Annotated in this window: 16 protein-coding genes; 12 read left to right on the top strand and 4 right to left on the bottom strand. The window is 32.6% G+C overall.

The genetic code is table 11. From position 1 onward, the window contains the following. The 6 genes from ACH2BG_RS08950 to pruA all read left to right on the top strand — a co-directional run. The coding region (locus tag ACH2BG_RS08950; RefSeq protein ID WP_395047350.1) for a TolC family protein at positions 1-1,182 on the top strand (1,182 nt) is incomplete at its 5' end. Between the two features lie 47 nt (positions 1,183-1,229). Continuing rightward, positions 1,230-2,048, top strand: coding sequence for a type I methionyl aminopeptidase (map, locus tag ACH2BG_RS08945; RefSeq protein WP_395047349.1), 819 nt, complete (start codon positions 1,230-1,232; stop codon positions 2,046-2,048). Then, a complete protein-coding gene (locus tag ACH2BG_RS08940) occupies positions 2,048-2,821 on the top strand; it encodes a class I SAM-dependent methyltransferase (RefSeq protein WP_395047347.1) in 774 nt (257 codons plus the stop codon). The genes map and ACH2BG_RS08940 overlap by 1 nt, the downstream gene beginning before the upstream one ends. A 58-nt stretch (positions 2,822-2,879) precedes the next feature. Further along, a complete protein-coding gene (locus ACH2BG_RS08935) occupies positions 2,880-4,133 on the top strand; it encodes a DUF5103 domain-containing protein (protein WP_395047346.1) in 1,254 nt (417 codons plus the stop codon). A gap of 69 nt (positions 4,134-4,202) precedes the next feature. Beyond that, positions 4,203-4,589, top strand: a complete 387-nt coding sequence (apaG, locus tag ACH2BG_RS08930) for a Co2+/Mg2+ efflux protein ApaG (protein ID WP_091476503.1) — start codon at positions 4,203-4,205, stop codon at positions 4,587-4,589. A 258-nt stretch (positions 4,590-4,847) separates the two neighbouring features. After that, the gene (gene pruA, locus ACH2BG_RS08925) at positions 4,848-6,473 is read left to right on the top strand and encodes an L-glutamate gamma-semialdehyde dehydrogenase (protein ID WP_395047345.1); all 1,626 of its coding nucleotides are present in this window, start codon (positions 4,848-4,850) and stop codon (positions 6,471-6,473) included. Positions 6,474-6,685: 212 nt separating this feature from the next. On the opposite strand, the gene rsmG is transcribed toward pruA, so the two are convergent. Further along, positions 6,686-7,315 (bottom strand): 16S rRNA (guanine(527)-N(7))-methyltransferase RsmG, encoded by a 630-nt coding sequence (gene rsmG, locus ACH2BG_RS08920; RefSeq protein WP_395047344.1) that lies wholly within the window; start codon positions 7,313-7,315, stop codon positions 6,686-6,688. 106 nt (positions 7,316-7,421) lie between these two features. On the opposite strand from rsmG, the gene ACH2BG_RS08915 reads away from it, so the two are divergent. From ACH2BG_RS08915 to ACH2BG_RS08890, 6 genes are all read left to right on the top strand, one after another. Continuing rightward, on the top strand, positions 7,422-8,522 hold the full coding sequence (locus ACH2BG_RS08915) for a fatty acid desaturase family protein (RefSeq protein WP_395047343.1): 1,101 nt from the start codon (positions 7,422-7,424) through the stop codon (positions 8,520-8,522). Positions 8,523-8,604: 82 nt separating this feature from the next. Then, positions 8,605-9,792 (top strand): pyridoxal phosphate-dependent aminotransferase, encoded by a 1,188-nt coding sequence (locus ACH2BG_RS08910; RefSeq protein ID WP_395047342.1) that lies wholly within the window; start codon positions 8,605-8,607, stop codon positions 9,790-9,792. Positions 9,793-9,842: 50 nt separating this feature from the next. After that, on the top strand, positions 9,843-11,006 hold the full coding sequence (gene purT, locus ACH2BG_RS08905) for a formate-dependent phosphoribosylglycinamide formyltransferase (protein ID WP_395047341.1): 1,164 nt from the start codon (positions 9,843-9,845) through the stop codon (positions 11,004-11,006). Positions 11,007-11,008: 2 nt separating this feature from the next. Further along, positions 11,009-11,164: a hypothetical protein gene (locus ACH2BG_RS08900; protein WP_395047340.1), complete on the top strand. Its 156-nt coding sequence runs from the start codon at positions 11,009-11,011 to the stop codon at positions 11,162-11,164. Positions 11,165-11,168: 4 nt separating this feature from the next. Continuing rightward, complete coding sequence (locus ACH2BG_RS08895) at positions 11,169-11,489, top strand: DUF6370 family protein (RefSeq protein WP_395047339.1); 321 nt, start codon at positions 11,169-11,171, stop codon at positions 11,487-11,489. After that, the gene (locus tag ACH2BG_RS08890) at positions 11,489-12,079 is read left to right on the top strand and encodes a Crp/Fnr family transcriptional regulator (protein WP_395047338.1); all 591 of its coding nucleotides are present in this window, start codon (positions 11,489-11,491) and stop codon (positions 12,077-12,079) included. The genes ACH2BG_RS08895 and ACH2BG_RS08890 overlap by 1 nt, the downstream gene beginning before the upstream one ends. A 35-nt stretch (positions 12,080-12,114) precedes the next feature. Here ACH2BG_RS08890 and ACH2BG_RS08885 read toward each other — a convergent pair whose 3' ends face one another. The 3 genes from ACH2BG_RS08885 to ACH2BG_RS08875 form a co-directional block, all read right to left on the bottom strand. After that, complete coding sequence (locus ACH2BG_RS08885) at positions 12,115-12,522, bottom strand: hypothetical protein (protein ID WP_395047337.1); 408 nt, start codon at positions 12,520-12,522, stop codon at positions 12,115-12,117. Positions 12,523-12,641: 119 nt separating this feature from the next. Beyond that, positions 12,642-14,153 (bottom strand): hypothetical protein, encoded by a 1,512-nt coding sequence (locus ACH2BG_RS08880; protein ID WP_395047336.1) that lies wholly within the window; start codon positions 14,151-14,153, stop codon positions 12,642-12,644. Positions 14,154-14,217: 64 nt separating this feature from the next. Next, positions 14,218-15,633: a phophatidylserine decarboxylase associated domain-containing protein gene (locus ACH2BG_RS08875; RefSeq protein ID WP_395047335.1), complete on the bottom strand. Its 1,416-nt coding sequence runs from the start codon at positions 15,631-15,633 to the stop codon at positions 14,218-14,220. Positions 15,634-15,800: the final 167 nt, after the last annotated feature.

Here is a 15,800-nt window from a genome sequence, read left to right as displayed (position 1 = left end):
TTTTCAGAAAAGAAATTTAAAAGCAAAGACTACTATTCTAAATTAAATGGTAGTTTTAAAATTCCAACTTGGTATGGTATAGAAATTAAAGCAGGTTTAGACAGTAATGATGGTTTGTATTTGAATCCTGAAAATTCAACTTCAAATCAAGCATTAACCGCTATTGGGATTACAGTTCCATTAGGGCAAGGTCTTTTTATTAACCAACGAATGGCCGATTTCAAGAAAGCTAAAATTCAATACAATTTAAGTCAAGCTGAAATAAAGTTACAAGCAACTACTGTGTTATATGATGCTTCACTGGCATATTTTAATTGGAAAAAAAACTTTACAGAAGTAAAATTATACGAAAAATATAACAAACAAGCAGATTCGAGATATACTGCTATTAAAAAATTAATAGAATTAGGCGACAAACCCGCCATTGACAGTATTGAGGCGGGTATTGTAGTAAAAAACAGAGCTTTGAATCTTTTAGATTCGCAATTAAAACTGACAAAAGCAAAACTAGAATTATCTAATTTTATTTGGTTAGAAAACATGATTCCTGTGGAAATTTCCGAAAATTTGATCCCCGAAGAAACACTACTAGTCACGATAGAAGAAACTTTAAAAACCAACCAATTTTCAACTCCAGAAAAAACACTAGAAAATCATCCCAAAATAAATGCGCTTGAAAATAAAATTGAAATCTTAACAATCGATAAAAAACTGAAAGCAAATTTGCTTTTGCCCAAAATAGATCTTAGTTACAGTTATTTATCGGAACCGCGCTATTTCGATAATTATCAATTTGACAATTATAAAGTGGGAGTAAATTTTTATTATCCTTTGTTTCTTCGAAAGGAACGAGGTAGTTTAAAATTAGCCAAATTTAAACTCCAAGATGCTCAATATTCGTTAGATTTAGAAAAGGTTCAGTTGAAAAACAAAATAAGCAGTTACCAAGCAGAAATTCAATCTATAAAAAATCAAAAAAAAATCATCAATAGTTTAGTTAAAGATAATATTCTAATGCTCAATTCGGAGGAACGTTTATTTTCATTTGGAGAAAGTTCTATTTTCTTAATAAACACGCGCGAAAATAACTTAGTTAGTGCGCAATTATCGGAAATAACACTCGAAAACAGGTATTTTGTTTCCCACGCAGAGCTATTCAAAACCATAGCCAACCCTAATTAAAAAAGATATAAAAAAATCGTTACTTTTGCAATCTTAAAATTCATAAAATGATTATCCAAAAGACCCGTGAGGAAATAGAATTAATGCGCGAAAGTGCACTAATCGTATCTAAAACATTAGGAATGATTGCTTCTGAAATAAAAGAAGGTGTAACTACTTTATATTTGGATAAACTAGCAGAACAATTCATTAGAGATCATGGCGCTGTTCCAAGTTTCTTGGGTTTATACGGTTTTCCAAACTCACTTTGCATGAGTCCAAACTCACAGGTTGTTCACGGAATACCAAATAACATTCCTTTGCAAAGTGGCGACGTTATTTCGGTAGATTGTGGTGCTTTCAAAAACGGATATCATGGTGACCATGCCTATTCTTTCGAGATTGGTGAAGTAGCACCTGAAACTAAAAAATTATTACAAGTTACTAAAGAATCATTATACGTAGGAATTCGAGAATTCAAAATCGGAAACAGAGTTGAAGATGTTGGAAATGCTATTCAAAAATATACCGAATCTCATGGTTATGGTGTCGTTCGCGAATTAGTAGGCCATGGTTTAGGCCAAAAAATGCACGAAGATCCAGAAATGCCAAATTACGGAAAACGTGGTCGTGGAAAATTATTTATCGAAGGAATGGTAGTTGCTATCGAACCTATGATAAATCTAGGAACAAAAAACATAAAACAGCACAAAGACGGTTGGACAATTACCACTGCCGATGGTAAACCATCTGCTCATTTTGAGCATGATGTGGCAATTATCGATGGTAAACCAGAATTACTTTCAACATTCGCCTATGTTTATAAAGCTTTAGGAATTGTGAATAATGAAGAAGATGAATTTAGAAAAGTGCCATTGGTTATATAATGAAAAAAATCTTCAAACTAATCCTTAATACAATACCGCGTCCATTACTTATTCGATTAAGTTATGTGGCGCGACCAATATTAGAATTTTTATTAAAAGGAAGCAAATTTACCGATCCAATCGACGGAAAAAGCTTCCGCATGTTTTTACCTTACGGTTACGGAACACAAAGAAATAATGTTCTTTCACCAAGTACACTTTCGTTAGAAAGACATCGTTTGTTATGGTTATATCTCAAGAATGAAACCGATTTTTTTACATCAAAAGAAAAGAAAAAAGTACTACATTTTGCACCAGAACAAGCTTTTTACAAATTATTCCGAAATCAGGAAAATCTTGATTATACTACAACCGATTTATTTTCTCCTTTGGCCGATGTAAAAGCAGATATTTGCAATTTACCTTTCCAAGACAATCAATACGATATCATTTTGTGCAATCATGTTTTAGAACACATTCCAGACGACACAAAAGCCATGCAAGAGTTATTTCGAGTATTAAAACCAAACGGAATGGCAATTCTTCAAATTCCACAAGATTTATGTAGAGCAACCACTTTTTCTGACGATACTATTACCGACCAGAAAGAGCGTGCTAAAATATTCGGACAATACGATCACGTTCGTATTTACGGTCGAGATTATTTCGAAAAACTAAGAAGCATTGGTTTTACGGTTCTTGAAGAAGATTACACCAATAAAATATCTCCCGAATTAGTCGAGAAATATTGTTTAGCAAAAGGCGAAATTATTCCTGTTTGTTTCAAAAAATAATAAACTGGCACAATATTCGTTCTAAAATCATATATTTACTTTCGTTGAAATTAAAACCATGACAAAAAAAGTATTTTTCTTTTTTATAACAACCTTTTTTGTGAATTTAGTTATTGGTCAAACAATTTCCGAAACCCTTCCGCCATTCAATATAAAAACGGTTACGTTCACTCAAAGTACCAATAATGTCATTCCCGTTTTTAGATTAGGCGAACAATTTCAGCTGAGTTTCGATGATTTATTTGGCACCGAAGAAGATTATTATTACACCATCGCACAATACAATTACAACTGGACGCCAACTATTTTATCTAAAAATCAATACCTAAACGGAACCGACAATCAAAGAATTCAAGACTACGAAAATTCGTTTAATACACTTCAAATTTATTCTCACTACAGGTTAAATTTCCCTAATAATTATTGTCAAATAACAAAAAGTGGTAATTATCTAGTTACTATCTTTAACAATAATAGAGAAATCGTATTTACTAAAAAATTTATTGTTTACGAAGACATTGTCGATGTATCTATGCAAGTAAAAAGAGCACGAAATGTTGCCGACAATAAGTACAAACACAATCTTGATTTTAGTATCAAATCAAATCAAATTTTGTTTCAAAACCCAGTTCAAAATGTAAAAGTTATTTTATTACAAAACGGAAAATGGGACAATGCGATTGTTAATATAAAACCACAATATACCATTGGCAACGATTTAATTTTCAAATACGATAAGGAAACGCAATTTTTTGCAGGAAACGAATATTTATATTTCGACAACAAAGAAATTCGTGCCGCAACAAATACGATAGCTAGAGTCGATTCTAACAGTGGCTTGTACAGCCCGCATTTATATACCGATACCGCTCGAAAATACAAATCTTATACTTTTTATCCTGATATAAACGGAAATTATAAAGTCCGAAACCTAACTGCTCAAAATAATGAGGTCGAAGCCGATTATTCATGGGTTTATTTCACACTTTTTTCAATAGATTCTCCAGCAAACACAAACATTTATGTGACAGGAATGTTTAACAACAATACTCTTTCGCCCGAAAATAAAATGGATTATAATGCCGCCAAAGGCATTTTCGAAAAAGCAATTCTAATCAAACAAGGATTCACGAATTACAATTACACCATTTTAGATTCACAAAATAACATCTCGGAAAAAAATGCGATTGACGGGAATTTTTATGAAACCGAAAACCAATACACATCCATCGTTTATTACCGCCAAAACGGAGAATTGTATGACAGAGTTATTGGCAAAGGCGATGCAAATTCTGTAAATATCACCAATTAAAAAAATAACCCTACAATAATACATTTGCTTTTATAAAATTTATAACTTTGTACAAGTAGATAAACAGTTATGGTAATTCAAATTACAAGAGGTATCAAAATCTCAGTCTTAACAACTTTTGAAGGAACTTACTTCAAAAATAACAAAATGCACTTTGCTTTCAGTTACCACATTACTATAGAAAATCACAGCAAAGATTCCGTACAACTCACCACGAGACACTGGGAAATATATGATGCCTTAAATTATCTAGAAATCGTAGATGGCGAAGGCGTAATAGGCAAAAAACCCGTTCTCAAACCAGGCGAAACCCATACTTATAGCTCAGGTTGTTTGCTTTGCGCACCATTTGGCACTATGAAAGGTCATTTCGAAATGATTAATTTCACCACCACAAAATCATTCAAAGTCATCGTTCCAGCCTTCAGACTAAATGCCCCATTTGCATTAAATTAGAAGCAATTCCAGCTGTGTATTACAAGTTTTTTTATATTGTTTGCTTTTTCTAAGCAAAAAAAAGGAGCTCCTATCGTCGCTATTTTTTTACAAGAAAAAATGCAACAAGACTTCAAAAAGCTTTCCATTTCCATCTGGGCTAAAAATTGAAATTCCTATCAAGATATATTTTATATATGATTTAAAAATTTCTATTATCAAATATTCCTTTGTACTTTTGTGTAGATTTTTAATCATTCAATCTTTAAATTCAACCTCATGTTAAAAGGATTTTTCAATATACCAAAAGCGGTAAACGAACCAGTAAAAAGTTACACAACAAATTCTCCAGAAAAAACAAAAGTTTTAGAAGCTTACAAAGCAATGTGGAATTCTAAAATTGATGTCCCATTATACATTGGCTCAGAAGAAATTCGCACAGGAAACACTAAAAATATGTCAGCGCCACACGATCACCAACACATTGTTGGAACGTATCATTTAGCTGAAAAATCTCACATAGAAAAGGCCATTGCAAATGCTTTAGAAAGCAGAACAAAATGGGCTAACATGGCTTGGGAACAACGTGCTGCTATATTTTTAAAAGCAGCTGAGTTAATCGCTGGACCGTACAGAGCAAAAATAAATGCAGCAACAATGATTGCGCAATCGAAAACAATTCATCAAGCAGAAATTGATGCATCTTGCGAGTTAATCGACTTCTTACGTTTCAACGTAGAGTTCATGACACAAATATACCAAGACCAACCAGCCTCAAACTCTGATATGTGGAACCGTGTTGAATATCGCCCTTTAGAAGGCTTTGTTTATGCCGTCACACCTTTCAACTTTACAGCAATTGCGGCAAATTTACCTGCAAGTGCGGCATTAATGGGCAATGTTGTAGTTTGGAAACCAAGTGATAGCCAAGTATTTTCCGCAAAAATTATTATCGATGTATTCAAAGAAGCTGGAGTTCCAGATGGTGTAATTAATGTTGTTTTTGGTGATCCAGTTATGATTACAGATACGGTTTTAGCTTCACCAGATTTTGCCGGAATTCACTATACAGGTTCTACATTTATCTTCAAAGAAATTTGGAAAAAAATTGGGACTAACATTCATAATTACAAAACGTATCCAAGAATTGTAGGTGAAACTGGTGGAAAAGATTTTATTATCGCACATCCATCAGCAAACGTAAAACAAGTTACTACAGCAATTACTCGTGGCGCTTTCGAATTCCAAGGACAAAAATGTTCTGCAGCTTCAAGAGCTTATATTCCACAAAGTATTTGGCCAGCGGTAAAAGAACAATTAATTATCGATGTGAAATCGATGAAAATGGGTTCGCCAGAAGATTTTGGTAACTTTATTACAGCCGTTATTCACGAAGGTTCATTTGACAAATTAGCAAGTTTTATCGACCAAGCTAAAAAAGATGCTGATGCCGAAATTATTGTAGGTGGAAATTACGATAAATCGAAAGGTTATTTTGTAGAACCAACAGTTATTGTAACGACAAATCCAAAATACGCAACAATGGAAACGGAACTTTTTGGTCCAGTAATGACTATTTATGTATATGAAGGTAAAAACTGGTCAGAAACTCTAAAATTAGTCGATTCAACTTCAGAATATGCTTTGACTGGTGCGATTTTAAGTCAAGATCGTTACGCAATTGAAGAAGCAACTGTAGCGTTACAAAATGCTGCAGGAAATTTCTACATCAATGATAAACCAACAGGAGCTGTAGTAGGAATGCAACCATTCGGTGGTGCTCGTGCTTCGGGAACAAATGACAAAGCGGGTTCTGCACAAAACTTATTGCGTTGGGTTTCTCCGAGAACTATCAAAGAAACTTTTGTAACACCAGAACATTATAGCTATCCTTTCTTGGGGTAATTTCACACAAAAAAATATTATTCGCAAAAGCCTGACTGTGTCAGGCTTTTTTATTTTACACAAATTAAATATGTGAATAAAAACTGGAATTCCTAGAAAAAAGTGAACAAAAATTCAGGTTTTTTACTTTTTTCTAGGAATTCCAGTTTTTATTATGCAACACACATTTGGGTGAAATAATAAAAAAAGCTCCGAAAATTTCGGAGCTTTTTTTATACTTTATATTTCAACGGTACGTGAACCACTTTTTTAGTTTCGAAAAATTCATCTTCAAAAAACTTTGAAATATTATATTCCCTAGCTTTTGGGAAATCTTTTAATTCTTCGGTTAAATCACCCCCTTTTAGATACAAAATTCCGTTTTTTAGTTCGTGCTTGTTAGTTTTTTTTATTTTCTCTTTTATCCAAGAAACAAAATCGGGCATATTTGTTACGGCACGGCTTACAATAAAATCGAAATCTCCTTTTACATTTTCGGCACGCATTTGTTCTGCTTTTACGTTTTTAAGTTCTAAGGCTTCGGCAACAGCCTGAACGACTTTTATTTTTTTTAGAATAACATCTATCAAATAAAAACGGGTTTCTGGAAACAAAATAGCTAACGGAATTCCAGGAAAACCACCACCAGTACCAACATCCAGAATATAAGTTCCTACTTCAAATTTTTGAATTTTGGCTATAGCCAAAGAGTGCAAAACGTGTTTGGTGTATAATTCGTCAATATCTTTACGAGAAATAACATTAATTTTTGCATTCCAATCGTGATATAAAGCTTCTAGTTTTTCAAATTGACTAATTTGAAGATCTGTTAAATCAGGAAAATGTTTAGAAATTTCTTCCATGCTTGTTTTTTTTAACAAAAGTAATACTTTACAATCGAAATATTTATCTCAATTTTAACTATCAAAAAAATAATAATAATTACATTTGTCAAATATTTAAAATTATATGGATAACAATGCCCCAACTTTTGCAAAGCAAGATAACTTAAAGTTTTTTAGAACATTAAATTCTAGAGTTAATAATTACTTCAAAGAAAAAAATATTCAGAAAACTGGAAACTGGAAACTATATCTTAAAACATTAATTTTGTTTTCGGTATTTTTAGCTCCTTATTTTATTATAATCACATTACCAAATATTCATTTTGGATTATTTTTTATCCTTTCAATTCTTATTGGAATTGGAATGGCTGGAATCGGAATGAATGTTATGCATGATGGAAATCACGGTTCCTATTCCAATAAAAATTGGATAAACAAATTTATGGGAGGAAGTATATATATCCTAGCAGGAAATGTTTACAACTGGCAAGTACAACATAATGTTTTGCATCACACATACACTAACATTCCTGGACATGATGAAGATCTTGATGCTGGACGTGTTATTCGTTTTACTAAAGATGCTAAATGGGAGAGATTTCATAAATTTCAGCATTACTACTCTGTTTTCTTATATGGATTATTAACTTTCAACTGGTGTTTAACTACCGATTTTAAACAGATGAAAGGATATTTAAAAAGAAAGTTGTCTTATGGAGAACCTAAAAGTCCTAAAATTTTATGGACAACTTTAGTAATCACCAAAATAATTTATTTTTCAGTTTGGATTGTGATCCCAATGGTTGTTGGTGTAACTTGGTGGAAAGTATTAATTGGATTTTTCGTAATGCATTACACCGCTGGACTAATATTAAGTATTGTATTTCAGTTAGCACATATTATAGACGACACAACAAATCCTAATCCTAATGAAGAGGGTGAAATGGATAACACTTGGGCCATACACCAATTATTTACAACTGTAAATTTTGCTCCTAAAAGTTGGATTGTAAACTGGTATACTGGAGGGCTAAACCACCAAGTAGAACACCATCTTTTCCCAAACATTAGCCATATCCACTACGGGAAAATTGCAGATATTGTAAAACAAACTGCAAAAGAATGTGACTTACCTTATCATGAATATAAAACGATGACAAGTGCAGTTATTGCTCACTTCAAACATCTGAAAGACTTAGGACAAAAGCCTTTGCTTACAGCATAAAAAATCTAAAACTTAAGACGTGCAATTGCGCGTCTTTCTTTTTTAATCTATATTTGTACATACTAAAAACAAACAACAATTCATGGAAAATCTTCTTTCGGATAGAATAAACAATTTAACAACTTCTCAAACTTTAGCTATGGCAGCATTAGCTAGAGAATTAAAATCTCAAGGAAAAGATATTATTAGCTTAAGTTTGGGTGAACCTGATTTTAACACACCCGATTTTATCAAAGAAGCCGCAAAAAAAGCGATTAACGAAAACTACAGTACTTACACACCTGTAGATGGTTATGCCGAACTAAAAGAAGCTATTTGCAGAAAATTTAAAAGAGATAATAATTTAGATTACAAACCATCTAATATTGTCGTTTCTACAGGAGCAAAACAATCATTATACAATATTGCACAAGTAATGATTAATGATGGTGACGAAGTAATTCTTCCAGCGCCATATTGGGTTTCTTATTACGAAATAATTAAAATGTCTGGTGGAATTCCAGTTGAAGTTCCAACATCTGTTGAAAGCGATTTCAAAATTACACCTGCACAATTAGAAGCAGCCATCACACCAAAAACCAAAATGATTTGGTACAGTTCTCCTTGTAATCCAAGTGGTTCAGTATATAGTCGTGAGGAATTAACGGCTTTAGCCAAAGTTTTAGAAAAATACCCAAACATATTTATCGTATCGGACGAAATATATGAACACATTAACTTTTCAGGGACATTTTGTAGTGTAGCTTCAATTCCAGGAATGTTCGACAGAACCATCACCGTAAATGGAGTTGCCAAAGCATTTGCTATGACAGGTTGGAGAATCGGATATATTGGTGCACCAGAATTTATTGCAAAAGCTTGTACAAAAATGCAAGGACAAGTAACTAGCGGAGCTAATTCGATAGCACAAAGAGCAACAATTGCTGCGGTCGATGCTGATCCAAGTGTTTTAAACGGAATGGTTTCAGCCTTCAAAGGTCGTCGCGATCTAGTGGTAGGATTAATCAAGCAAATTCCTGGGTTAAAATTAAATACTCCAGAAGGTGCTTTTTATGTATTTCCAGATGTTTCTTCTTATTTCGGAAAAACACTACGAGGAACAACCATAAACAATGCTGACGACTTCTCTATGTATTTATTAGGCGAGGCCAATGTAGCAACCGTAACCGGTGATGCTTTTGGTAATCCAAATTGCATAAGGATTTCGTATGCAACCAGCGAAGAATTACTTACCGAAGCTATTCGAAGAATAAAAGAAGTGTTAGCTTAATATATTGCCTCAAGGAAACTTGAGGCTTTTTTATTTCAAAAATATTACAAATGTCAAAAATATTATTACTCGGTTCAGGCGAATTAGGAAAAGAATTTACCATTGCCGCACAACGAATAGGACAAACTATAATTGCTGTCGATAATTACGAAAATGCCCCAGCGATGCAAGTAGCTCACGGTTTTGAAGTCATCAATATGCTTGATGGTGCTGAATTAGACAGAATAGTTGCCAAACACCAACCTGATTTTATTGTTCCAGAAATAGAAGCCATTCGTACCGAACGTTTTTATGATTACGAAAAGCAGGGGATTACCGTAGTTCCATCTGCGAAAGCGGCAAATTTTACAATGAATAGAAAAGCTATTCGTGATTTAGCTTCTAAAGAATTAGGGTTAAAAACTGCCAATTATCGTTATGCAACTTCTGCAGAAGAATTACAAAAAGGGGTTGAAGCAGTTGGAATTCCTTGTGTAGTAAAACCGCTTATGTCATCTTCCGGAAAAGGACAATCAACCATAAAATCTCCCGAAGATATTGCTAAGGCTTGGAACTATGCTGTTGAAGGTTCTCGTGGTGATGTAGTAGAAGTAATTGTAGAGGCTTTCGTCAAATTTAATTCCGAAATAACTTTATTAACCGTTGCTCAAAATAACAATCCAACTTTATTTTGCGCACCTATTGGCCACCGTCAAGAACGTGGTGATTACCAAGAAAGTTGGCAACCAGCCAGAATTTCTGACAAAGATTTACACGAAGCGCAAGATATGGCTCGAAAAGTTACCGAAACACTTGGTGGCGCAGGTCTTTTTGGTGTCGAGTTTTTCTTAACTGATGACGGTGTTTATTTTTCAGAATTATCGCCTCGCCCACATGATACAGGAATGGTAACATTAGCTGGAACACAAAATTTTAACGAATTCGAATTGCATTTACGTGCTGTCTTAAGTTTACCAATTTTCGAAATCACTTTAGAAAAAGCTGGAGCTAGTGCCGTTATTTTGGCTTCTGAAAATTCAAATAATCCAACGTATTCTGGCATAGAAAATGTCGCATGTTTACCCAAAACCGATTTTAGAATTTTTGGTAAACCAACCTCAAGACCTTATCGAAGAATGGGCGTAGTTTTAGCAAACGACAATTTAGAAACTCCAATTGAGAAAATTGTCGAACGAGCGAAAAAAATAGCTACTTTAGTAAAAGTAAATTCATAATCATGAAAAAGATATTTTTAGGACTCATAACATTGTTATTTTTAAATTCTTGTGGCCCACATAGACTAAGTTGTGGTCCTGGAAAAAGATGTGTCGAGGTTTCTAAAAAGAATGGTTTTGAAAAATCTAAAGAAATTAAAAATAAAAAAAACGTTTAAAATCATGAAAAAAACATTCTCCCTATTATTGCTTTTTGTAGCATTTCTAGTTAATGCACAAGAGAAAAAAAACACTCAAAAAATACAATTTGTTGAAGTTTCTTGCGGTCAATGCAAGTTCGGAATGAAACCAGGTGGTTGTGATCTTGCCGTTCGTATCGATAGTAAATCTTATTTTGTAGATGGCGCAAAAATAGACCAACATGGCGATGCTCATGCAAAAGACGGCTTTTGTGAATCAATAAGAACAGCTGAGGTTGTGGGCGAAATAAAAAACAATCGTTTTGTTGTGTCTTATTTTAAATTACTTCCTAAGGAAATGTAATGACATTGATACTTAAAAACATTTCTAAACATGTTTCTCTTACACCTCAAGAGGAACATGTTTTTTTATCAAAAACTGAAACAAAAAAATATAAAGCAAAAACCATTTTACTAAACTCTGGAGAGATTTCTAAAATCACCTATTTTGTAAACTCTGGTATTTTAAGAAGTTTCAATATAAACGATAATATTATCGAACATGTTTTGCATTTTGCCTGCGAAGGTTGGTGGATTGGCGATATGTACAGTTATATTTCTCAAAAACCCGGAAATCTTTTTATCGAAGTACTAGAAGACGCTGAAATAGTCGAAATCAACAAAGAAAATCAACAAAAATTATACGAAGAAATTCCAAAATTAGAACGATTTTTTAGAATTCTTGCAGAAAATTCATTGGTTTCTCACCAAGAACGACTCATGGATAATTTGAGTTTAACTGCCGAGGAACGTTATGAAAAATTCTGTAAAAAATATCCAACATTAATACATCATATTTCTCAAAAAAATATTGCTTCTTATATTGGTGTCACTCCAGAATTCTTCAGTAAAATGAAAAGTAAGCTATTGAGAGAAAAAGAAAATCGTCATTAATAGACGATTTTCTTTTTTTATAGAATTGAAATAAATTATTTAGTAGAACACATTGCGTCCCATGTTGTCCAAAACTTTGCATTTATACTTCCTAATGGAGGAGAAGTACTATCTGCAACTATACCAACCATTGACGCGCAATTAGAGTTACATCCGATTACATTTGTACTACCTTGAACAGGTAGTAGACTTTGCCACATTCCTGTAGAACCACTTAGAACCTCAACATTTACATTGAAATTCCCAGATAATCCATTAGTCTGAATTTGTTTACTTGGGCTTTCATTTGTTATCGAATCCGACCAATTTCCTTGCGAGATTGTTACTTTCCAACTTCTAATCATTTTTGAAGTTTCATTCTCAGGTGATAAATAAGCCCAAAATTGTGCTCCATTTCCTAGTTCTACTACAGAACCAAAGTTTGCTGTGCCTAAATTACTCATAAATTAAATATTTTTGTTTGTTTTTTCTTACTCATAAGGCTTTTCAGAATCCGCCTTCGCATTTTCTGTACGAAACAGTTTATTTGACAAAATTGTGGAATGTTATAAAAAAAATACTGCTATTTGGAAACTTGTCGTTCCTTAACATTAGAATAATTATGATTTTCGAATAAAGCCTTTTTTGATAATGGTACTATTCTAGCAAAAACATGGCTTAAATCGCTTGGTTGCAAACTTTTATTATTACTGTGGCAACTAAAACAAGAGCCGAAAGCATTGTAATTTTCTCCATTTTGGACGTAAGATTCCATAGTTGAATTAGCTAATTGGCTTGTTCCAATTGCTACACCCGATACTTTAAGACTATCTATATTAGGATTATAACTATAACCATTAGGCGCTGTTCCGTTTGCTGTCCAAGTTGCTCCAATAAAAATATAGTTTTTACGAATGTCCTTTCCTTTTAGTTTATGGATTACAGAATTATTTATAGAAATAATCTCGCTATTCGAAGCCGCAGGTGAGCTGTTTTCGGCATTTGGATTAACATCAAAACTACTTCCCCAGGGTTTTGTTCTTAAAGTATTACTAGGTGAAATTTGATGTTTGTTTTTTCCTAATATTTTATCCCCAGAAAATGTCATGTGAGAAATATTTGTTGAATCTTTTATATTTGCATTTAGTAACCAATCATTACTGTTATCAGGTTCAACTGTAATTGTAATATCTTTATTATTTAAATATTGATAAGCGGCATTTGGCGTATTTTTTTTATGTTCAAAAGTTGCCCAAATCATTTCAGGATGTTCATTTGCACTTCCAACAATATGAATACCTATTAAAGCTAATTTAGCTTTTCGCTCTCCTTCTACTTCCCATAATTTATTGCTTTTCTTTTTATAGATAGGAATAATAGCATCTATAGTAATATATTCGTTACTATTTTTAAGTTTAGAAACATCTACCCAAGAAGTTTTAATTTCTATTGCTAGCGTATTTGGATTTTTTAATATGATTCCATTTTCTTTTGCATAATTAAAGATACTGTCTCTTTCTTCTTTAGTGGTGGGAAAAGTATTTCCGTTCATTTTTTTATTTTTAACAGCTGTTAAAAATTCGGCATATACGTCGTTAACCATTGAAATATAATAAACTAAACTACCATTTGCATCCATCAAGACATCATCTGTTGCTTGACCCTCTTCACTTATAATTTTACCTGTTTTGTCCATATTTGCAATAGCTCTCAAGAGTTGTCCTAAACGATGAGGAATTAGTTCTCTGACAGTATCTTTTCCTATTATTTTTTTAGGAGACACAGAATAAAACTCTGGCGATTCAAATACCGTTTTAGCATCACCCTCTTTTGAAGTTACCCATAAAAACATACGTTCAGACCATTTGTAAAAATCGCAATTATTATCATGAACAAAATCTACACTATTTGCAGGTGTTACAATTCCATCTTCTGTTACTTTACTATTTTTAAACCAAGTTGCAAATTCAGGTTCTGTTAGTTCACATAAGTTTTTTACATCTTGTGGTAATCTTCCGTTTTCCGTTATACACGAAACTACTAAACTCCCTACAAAGCATAACTGAATTATGAGTTTTAATTTTGTTTTTTTCATAATGTTATAATGATAAATATCTATTCATACTTGTCTTTAATTAAAATAACCAATCAATTTATTATTATATGTCAACCCAAATTCCAATTTGCGCTCCAATATTTGTTGGTTGCCCACCTGTTCCTGCGCTTCCACTTGGAGGTGGTGGATTTTGATTATATTGATTACCGTTTTCGTCAACAAAAAATATTGCTTTATTTGGTAATTTTTCATATATAATAGCAAACGAAGAACCCCCATAATTAAACATTCCCATTTCTTGTCCTTTTTCTACTTGTGCACCTGATGTCATTGAAGAATCAAAAACGACTGTTGATACCTCACTCATACCTAGCGGAATACAACAAACATGTCCATAATCTTCAGTTTTAAATACTACAATTCCTCGAGCATTCATTTCTGTTAAATAAGGTAAAGATTCGGTCGTAGCTCCACTAAAATCTGGAAGAATTAATTTGCTGAAATAACAACCTGGTATAACTATTGGATCAAACAAAACTGTACCATTTACAGGAACCCACCATCTGTGAAAGTTATATGGATTTAAATAAGTTTGAAAAATATATCCTCCTTCAAACATCTCAACTAGCTTATATTTTTCTATGATATCTTGTTGCTCTTTTATAGGAGAGCTCAAAATATCTGACAAAGAATATTTCATATCTTTGAACCAAAACACATCTTTTTTTGACACATTTGGACTCCATTTAAACAACGAACCGTCATTAGGTGAGATTAATGTTTTGTTTGAATTTTTATCTGCAATTGGTCTTGATTTTGATGGGTTTTTAAATTGTCTTGTGAAAAATGAATTCCATGATTCCCAATACGGTAATATTTCAGAATCTTTTTTCCAAATCGGGAAATCATACTGCTTCTTTGCAGCAGGTGACAACCATTGTTCTCCATCAATTCTAAATCCAACATTAGATGCTTCTGTAGCTAAAAATAAATTCCAATGATTTAAAATAGCTGACATTTTTTCATTAAACATTGGTAATCTAAACAAAACAGAACCGCTTAAAGTTGGGTCAATACCTACAACTAATGCAGAAAATGGTAGTCCAACTAATTCATTGTTTATGAATTGTGGCGCTAAGGTTAAAATTTTATTGAACGCTTTAAGAAGCGCTTTTTTATCTTTAATTCTAGGAATTGGTGTGTGATTTAATGTTGAAAAACCTTTAAACTGTGCTTCAATATTTTCATTCTCTTTACAGGCACTATTAATCAAATATTTAATCACACTGTTTTCCTCTATAAACTTATCCATTGCTTGAACAGAAGGAGCAAATTCTTCTTGTTCATCTTCATAATTTAAAATAACTTCAAAAAAATGACGCAAACTATCATTGCCAAACTTTGGCAACCAGCCACTTTGAACTGTAAAAGGTTGCATTTTTTCAATTAATATTGTTTCATCAAAAACCTCTAATGAATTGTTTATTTTTTGATCTGGATAAAATGTTGTTGTTGCCATAATTTATTATTTTTATTTTTAAGAAAATTATTTAAGTCTTAATTTGAAAACCTTCATATATAAAAAAGTATCTTATTATAATGAAGGTCTTTAATACTTTAGATATTTGGAGCAATTATAATCTTGTAATTCCAGTAATATATGGTTTACCGTTTAAAGGTTTGAAG

Origin of the sequence: Flavobacterium sp. (assembly GCF_043779715.1) — a bacterium.
Classification (GTDB): Bacteria; Bacteroidota; Bacteroidia; order Flavobacteriales; family Flavobacteriaceae; genus Flavobacterium.
Note: the sequence above shows the minus strand (reverse complement) of the source record. Positions and strands in the feature narration are given on the sequence as shown.